Consider the following 7,413-nt stretch of genomic DNA (forward strand, 5'->3'; position numbering starts at 1 on the left):
GCTTCGTGCTCGCATAGGAGATGCTCCCCATTAGTTGGTGACTGTTTTTTAGTAGTCCAACTTATGGGGAGCAGTTCACTGGCGGTGGCGGGCTAGAAAAAGAGACGGGAAGAACCCGCGTGGTGCTACGCGGGTTACTTCTCCTGATAATCGTCGGCGTACTTATCTGCGTATTCTGCGTAGTCGTCCTCGTCATCGTACTGATAACCAGACGTCTTAGACTGAGAGCCAGCATTCTTGCTGAGCTCCCGCTCAAGTGCAGTGTAGTCGGTGTCGGGGCTGAAGTACTTCATCTCCCGAGCCTGCCGAGTTGCTTTAGCCTTCTGACGGCCGCGCCCCATGGCGAGACCCCCTCTTTATCGCTCGTATCTGGCCACCCGCGTGCGCGCAGGGGTGTGCCAGAAAAACTTTCAGTCTTTTCTGTATCTAAGGGTACATGTTTTTGCGCGTCTTTGCTTGCCTGTTCGCCACATGAGATGTAAGAAACTGCTAAAAACCACAAAAATATAGAGAACGGTCGTTTTATTTCATGCAGCTCCCCTCCTGGCAAAGAGAAGCTCCGCGTCACCCGACCAGAAAGAGGTGACGCGGAGCGGTAGGGCAGCCGGCGAAGTTCTAGGCTGCAAGTGTCGTTATCGCCGGCTGAGTCTATGGGGCTTTAGGGGCGGCCACCGGGTGCCATACCACCCATGCCACCTGCAGCAGCACCGGAGGTTGCGGTAGCGGTACCGGCCTCTGAGCCGTTGATGCTGATGGTGAAGCCGTCGCCGCTGGCGATGCCGTCGCCGTAGTTACCGGTGACATTCAGGGTACCTTCACCGGCCAGGGTTAGGTCGGTGCGGGCGTAGAGGCCGTCGACGATGTACTTGCGGTCGACGCGGGTCTGCATGGCTGCTTTGGCGTTCAGTTCGTCCAGGCTGATGCCGGGCCAGTGGGCCGGGGCCAGGGTGGCGGTGTTCTGGGTGAAGGCTGTAGCAGTCATGGCGGTCTTTCTGTCGTGCTCTGTTCGGGCTGTTGTTAACAGTCTGGTGGGCGAAGCTATGTTTAAGCTGTGGCGAACTTAGCTTGAACTTATGCATGCCAAACTTTTTCATTTCCCCTTGTCAAAAGGTAAAAATAAGGACGCCCACCCCGGCTTCCTTGCCCCTGGCAAGTAAAGCGGGTGCGGGCGTCCTGCTCGCTCACTGACCCCTAGCGCACGCTGGTGAGGGAGCCGGTGGCGGGTGACGTACATGCCGCACAGAATCAGAATGGCGACGAGGTCGAGGGCAGCTGCTGTGATGATGGTGTTCACGGGGTTCTCCGAGGGGTGTATCTGGTCTTGTTTTGCTTGATAACCAGTGTTCTCTCAGAGTCTGTGTTTAGCCTGTGTTGTACTTAGCCTTCACTTATGAGCACCTACAGACAGCCCTTTTAGTGCCTTTGACCTGGTGAAACTCACAGAAGAAAAAGTTTTAGATGCCTTCGTGCGGGGCTGTAACGGCGTAGAGGGCGTCGGTGACGTCGGCGCGCCAGAGGTAGGTGGCACGCGCGTCCGCCCGGCCCGGGCCCTGGTTGATGACGGCGATGGGCTTGCCCGCGCGGGCAAAATCGAGGGCGATTTTGTAGGAGCTCATCACGGCCAGAGATGAGCCGAGAACCAGCAGGGAGCGCGCCCGCTCCCCCAGTTCTTTCACGGCCTGCTTACGGGCAGACGGCACAGGTTCGCCGAAGTAGACCACTGCGGGTTTGAGCTTGGTCGAGCCGCAGGCCAGGCAGCCGACCATCTGAAAATCTTGAATAAAACGGGCGTCGATCTCAGCGTCCCCGTCGGGGTTGACCTGCAAGGTGGTGCTGGCGAGGCGTTCGAGGTAGCCGGGGTTGGCGGCTTCGATGCGGGAGTCAAGAGAGGTGCGGCCCTCGTCCGCTCCGCAGTCTAGGCACTCAATGCGGGAAAGATCCCCGTGCAGGGTAACGACTGTGCGGGAGCCGGCTGCGGTGTGCAGGCCATCCACGTTTTGGGTAATCAGCCCGGCAAGGCACCCCTGGGCTTCCAGGTCTGCGAGCAGGTAGTGGGCAGTGTTGGGGCGGGCCCGGTTCATCTGCCGCCAGCCCACAAAGGAGCGGGCCCAATAGCGCTGCCGCGCCACCTCGTCGAAGCGGAATTCCTGGTAGGTCATGGGCCGGTGGTTGCGCAGGGACCCGGCGGGGCCGCGGTAGTCAGGGATCCCCGAGCCCGTGGAGATTCCTGCCCCGGTGAGCACCAGAACCTGCTCGTCACGCAGGAGTTGCCGGATGCCGTCCGCCGCTACCTGCGGGTCGGTGGGCTGGGCCGTTTCGGCCACCACCCGGTCGATGGAGCGCAGGGCCGCCGCGTGAGTGGCGGCGATATCGGCGTGCGCGGTGATGGACACGGACGCCCCGGCAAAGCGGGTATCGAACATGTTGGGTTCGGGGCGGGGCTGGGTCTGGTTCACTCTTCCAGTTTAAAAGACAAAGACCCTATCGCTTCTCTCTTGACCCCGAGATAATCCGTAGGGTCAAGAGAGAAACAATAGGGTCATTCCCGGCTTTTACTCGGCGGTGACGACCAGCCCGTCGACGGTGACGTCGGGGTTGACGTCCACGCGTACGGTGTCGCCGTCCTTGATGGCACCGGCCAGGATTCCCTTGGCCAGGCGGTCGCCGATTTCGCGCTGCACGAGGCGGCGGAGCGGACGGGCGCCGTAGGCCGGGTCGTAGCCGGCAAGGCCCAGCCACTCGGTGGCGGCGTCGGTGACGTCCAGGGTTAGGCGGCGGTCTTCCAGGCGGCGAGCCATGGAGGCGATTTGCAGGCCCACGATGGAGGCCAGGTCATCGGCTGAGAGCGGCTCGAACATGATGACCTCGTCCAGGCGGTTAAGGAATTCCGGCTTGAAGCTGGCGTTGACGGTGGTCATGACGGCGCTCTTGCGGGCTTCGTCATCGAGGTTCTGGTCAATCAGGAACTGGGAGCCCAGGTTGGAGGTCAGAATCAGGATGACGTTGCGGAAGTCCACGGTACGCCCCTGGCCGTCGGTCAGGCGGCCGTCGTCGAGTACCTGCAGCAGGATATCGAAGACCTCGGGGTGGGCTTTTTCGACCTCGTCGAGGAGCACGACCGAGTAGGGGCGGCGGCGTACAGCTTCGGTGAGCTGGCCACCCTCTTCGTAGCCGACGTACCCGGGAGGGGCACCGACCAGGCGGGCAACAGCGTGCTTTTCGGCGTATTCGCTCATGTCGATACGTACCAGGGCGCGCTCGTCGTCGAACTGGAACTCAGCCAGGGCCTTGGCCAGCTCGGTTTTACCGACGCCGGTGGGGCCCAGAAAGAGGAAGGAGCCGATGGGGCGGTCGGGGTCTGAGATTCCGGCGCGGGAGCGGCGCACGGCATCGGCCACGGCGGTGACTGCCTGGCGCTGGCCGATCAGGCGCTTGCCCAGCTCATCTTCCATGTGCAGCAGCTTCTCAGATTCGCCCTGGAGCATACGGCCTGCGGGAATACCCGTCCAGGAAGAGATCACCTCGGCGATATCGTCGGCGGTCACTTCTTCAGAGACCATGGACTCTTCGGACGCGGTGGTCTCAGCCTGCTGGGCTGCGGCGAGTTCAGCTTCAAGGGCGGGAATCTCACCGTAGAGCACGCGGGAGGCCTCGGCCAGGTTACCTTCGCGCTGGGCGACTTCTGCCTTGGAGCGCAGCTCGTCAATCTGGGTTTTGAGGTCACCAACGCGGTTAAGGCCAGCCTTTTCGGCTTCCCAGCGGGCGTTGAGGGCGTCCAGTTCTTCCTTCTTGTCAGCCATATCTGCCCGCAGGGCTTCAAGGCGCTCGACGGAGGCGGGGTCGGTCTCGTTGGCCAGTGCCAGCTCTTCCATGGTCAGGCGGTCAACGGCGCGGCGCAGGGCGTCGATCTCTTCGGGGGCGGAGTCGATTTCCATACGCAGGCGGGAGGCTGCCTCGTCAATGAGGTCGATGGCCTTGTCAGGTAGCTGACGCGAAGGGATGTAGCGGTTGGACAGGTTAGCGGCAGCGACCAGGGCGGAGTCTGCGATGGCGACCTTGTGGTGGGCCTCGTATCGCTCCTTCAGACCGCGCAGAATACCGATGGTGTCTTCCACACTGGGCTCACCCACGTAGACCTGCTGGAAGCGGCGCTCTAGGGCGGCGTCCTTTTCGATGTTTTCGCGGTACTCGTCCAGGGTGGTTGCACCGATCAGGCGCAGCTCACCGCGGGCCAGCATGGGCTTGAGCATATTACCGGCGTCCATGGAGCCCTCAGAGGCACCGGCTCCCACAACCGTGTGAATCTCGTCGATGAAGGTAACAATCTGCCCCTCAGACTTCTTGATGTCTTCGAGCACGGCCTTGAGGCGCTCTTCGAATTCGCCGCGGTACTTGGCACCGGCGACCATTGCCCCCAGGTCCAGGGAGATCAGGGTCTTGCCGCGCAGGGATTCGGGCACGTCACCTGAGACCATACGCTGGGCCAGGCCCTCAACCACGGCGGTTTTACCGACGCCGGGTTCACCGATGAGCACGGGATTGTTCTTGGTGCGGCGGGAGAGCACCTGGATCACGCGGCGGATTTCGCTATCGCGCCCAATGACAGGGTCGAGTTTACCTTCACGGGCAACGGCGGTCAGGTCGGTGCCGTACTGTTCTAGGGCGCCGAAGGTGCCTTCAGGGTCGGGGGTGGTCACGGTGCGATCTCCTCTCACGGTGGGGATGGTTTCTTCGATGGTCTTTTCGGTTGCCCCGGCTTTCTGTAGGGCGCGGGCGGTGGCGTCATCACCGGCGGCGAGCGCCAGCAGCAGTATCTCGGTGGAGATGTAGGTATCGCCGAACTGGGCTGCTTTGGCTTGCGCGGTTTGAATGGCGGTTAGGACGGCCCGGCTCGGCTGGGCTTGGGCAGCGGAGGCTCCCTGCACCTTGGGTAGCTTTGAAATCTCGATGGACGCTGCCAGCGAGATGGCATCGACGTCGAGACCGGCGGTTTTGAGGACGGCTACAGCGACTCCCCCGCGCTGGTCCATGAGAGCCTTGAGCAGGTGGGGTGTATCGAGGGTGGGGTTGCCCGCGGTTTGGGCATTCATATTGGCGACCGAGAGGGCTTCTTGGCTCTTGGTTGTAAATTGGGCGTTCATTGTTCTCCTTTACCTTTTGCGTAGGTAGTTCGTTCATACTTGAGTGTACTCCACTCAGCTTTAACTTGAGTCTACTACACTCAACTATCTTGCGCTAGATACCTGAGAGAACATTTTCTTCTACCCCTATCTGCCCCAAACCTGCAGGTGTCTCGCACGGCGGGCACGCACGTCCGCCGCCTTTCTCAACTCACCGCATCACCTTTACACTGGTAGCAGTCACTCACCCAAGGAGAACCATGCCCCGCACCGCCTACGCCGTCCGCCATGTCGCCTTTGAAGACCTTGGCATCTTTGAGGATTTACTCACCGAGCGAGGTTTTAGCGTCGAATACCGCGATGCCGGTATTGACGCCCTCAACACCCCCGAGGTGCGCGAGGCGGATTTGCTGGTTATTCTGGGCGCTCCCATCAGCGTGAACGACACCCAGGACTACCCCTTCCTCTTTGAAGAAGTAGAACTCATCAAGGCGCGCATCGCCGCGCAGAAACCCATCCTGGGCATCTGCCTGGGCGCCCAACAGATTGCTCTAGCTGCAGGAGCCCAGGTTGACCCCACCGGTGCCATTGAGCTGGGCTACTCCCCGGTAGAACTTACCGAAGCCGGGAAAGAATCTGTTCTCGCGCCACTGGGCAACACCCCCGTCCTCCACTGGCACGGCGATGCCTTTACCCTGCCCGAAGATTCCCTTAGCCTAGCCCGCACCCAGATGTGCGAGAACCAGGCCTTTACCCTAGAGGACGCCGCAGGGCGGCCCTACGCTCTGGCGCTCCAGTTCCACCTTGAGGTCAACCCCCGCCATATTGAGCAGTGGCTGATTGCTTATGCCGACTACGTCAGGGCTTCAGAGCAGGACGTTGCGGTCATCCGCCGCGAGGCCTCCCTCTACGCAGAAAAGCTGACCGCAGTTGCAACCGATGTACTCAAGAGCTGGCTCGAGCAGGTTAATCTGTAAGACTTCCCCTCAGAACCTACCCAGGGCTAGTCAAGAAAGTCGTACATCGATTCTTCACGCTCTAGTCGCTCCCGAGTGGCATCATCGAGCCCTCGCATCAGGGCTCGGGCTTTTCGGTAGTCACTGATAGCGAGTAGCAGGGTGGCAATAGCGAACGAGAAGGTCAAAATCCCGCTGGTATTGCCAAAGGCAGCGGAGAGGCCAATGACGTCGGAGCCCAGCAGGGCAGCAGCAGCTGAAATGTTCTGCCCCTCAAGACGGTCGGGGGCCACCATACCGAAGAATCCGGCCAACACCCAGGTAGATACTGCCACGAGCGCGGTGACGGGCGGCAAGCCAGCCCGCACTCCCTTTTCTTGCACGCCCATTTCTTTGAAAGAAAACAGGGCAGCGACCAACAGGATGACCAGCAGGGCAGGCCCAAATGAAATCGCGTAAATGGGCACTAGCTCTCCCCCGGCACCAAAGAGGGCGCGCCCGGCAGTAATCCAGGCAGCCGATATAAAAGCCATGGGCACCAGCAGGTAGGCAAGCACCCGGCGCACGAGGCTGGGCTGCCGCCGTAGGCGCGGGTGGGTGGGTAACGATTCTGTGGTGGTAAGGGAGCGCTCTTGGTTCACCCACCTATCCTAACCGGGCAAAGCTCCCCGAGGACGGGTAGGGTGGTGCTATGAGCAGACTTGAAGCTATCTTCTTCGATCACGACGGAACCCTGGTAGATACCGAGCCCCTCTGGGCCGAGGCAAAAACTGCCCTGGCTGCCGAGTTTGGCGCTCGCTGGACCGAGCAAGACACACTCATGACCCTGGGCAAACCTGCCGCAGTGACCTTTGCCCGTATGCAGGAACTAGGGGCCGACGTCCCCGCTGATGAACTCTATAACCGGCTCAAGGCAAAGATGTCGCTACTGCTCAAGGACGCCCGGGTTGAGTTCCTGCCCGGCATTGAGGCTCTACTGGCTCAGGTAGCTGAGGCTGGCGTCCCCGCAGGTATCGTCACCAATGCAACCACCGAGCTTGCAGCTAATACCGCCCGGTTGGCACCTGCCGGTCTCTTTAAGACCCTGATAACCGATGAGCAGGTTACCAAGGCCAAGCCCGACCCCGAACCTTATCTGCTGGCGGCAAAGCATCTAGGGGTAAATCCCGCCAACTGTGTTGCCGTAGAAGACTCTGCTTCCGGAGCGCAAAGCGCTATGGCCGCAGGCATGAAGGTCGTAGTGGTCCCCGGCCTGACTGAACTGCTCCCCATAAGTTGGACTACTAAAAAACAGTCACCAACTAATGGGGAGCATCTCCTATGCGAGCACGAAGCTC

At 60.8% G+C, this 7,413-nt stretch carries 7 protein-coding genes; 2 read left to right on the plus strand and 5 right to left on the minus strand.

Annotated elements, in window-relative coordinates; translation table 11 throughout:
* Positions 1 to 134: 134 nt before the first annotated feature.
* From ACFP6B_RS05790 to clpB, 4 genes are all read right to left on the minus strand, one after another.
* Positions 135 to 341, minus strand: coding sequence for a DUF3073 domain-containing protein (locus tag ACFP6B_RS05790; RefSeq protein WP_377128006.1), 207 nt, complete (start codon positions 339 to 341; stop codon positions 135 to 137).
* A 317-nt stretch (positions 342 to 658) separates the two neighbouring features.
* Positions 659 to 982 (minus strand): carbohydrate-binding domain-containing protein, encoded by a 324-nt coding sequence (locus tag ACFP6B_RS05795; RefSeq protein WP_377128009.1) that lies wholly within the window; start codon positions 980 to 982, stop codon positions 659 to 661.
* 472 nt (positions 983 to 1,454) lie between these two features.
* Positions 1,455 to 2,423, minus strand: coding sequence for a Sir2 family NAD-dependent protein deacetylase (locus ACFP6B_RS05800; RefSeq protein WP_377128024.1), 969 nt, complete (start codon positions 2,421 to 2,423; stop codon positions 1,455 to 1,457).
* Positions 2,424 to 2,552: 129 nt separating this feature from the next.
* Entirely contained in the window at positions 2,553 to 5,141 is a 2,589-nt protein-coding gene (gene clpB, locus ACFP6B_RS05805; protein ID WP_377128012.1) for an ATP-dependent chaperone ClpB, read from the minus strand.
* A gap of 239 nt (positions 5,142 to 5,380) precedes the next feature.
* Between clpB and ACFP6B_RS05810 the strand changes: the two genes are divergently transcribed.
* A complete protein-coding gene (locus ACFP6B_RS05810; protein ID WP_377128015.1) occupies positions 5,381 to 6,097 on the plus strand; it encodes a glutamine amidotransferase in 717 nt (238 codons plus the stop codon).
* Positions 6,098 to 6,123: 26 nt separating this feature from the next.
* Here the strand turns inward: ACFP6B_RS05810 and ACFP6B_RS05815 are convergent, their stop codons facing one another.
* Positions 6,124 to 6,717, minus strand: coding sequence for a hypothetical protein (locus tag ACFP6B_RS05815; RefSeq protein ID WP_377128018.1), 594 nt, complete (start codon positions 6,715 to 6,717; stop codon positions 6,124 to 6,126).
* Between the two features lie 50 nt (positions 6,718 to 6,767).
* On the opposite strand from ACFP6B_RS05815, the gene ACFP6B_RS05820 reads away from it, so the two are divergent.
* Positions 6,768 to 7,413 (plus strand): HAD family hydrolase (locus ACFP6B_RS05820; RefSeq protein WP_377128021.1); only part of this gene is annotated, 646 nt, incomplete at its 3' end.

This window comes from Rothia nasimurium (assembly GCF_042660305.1).
Lineage (GTDB): Bacteria > Actinomycetota > Actinomycetes > Actinomycetales > Micrococcaceae > Rothia > Rothia nasimurium.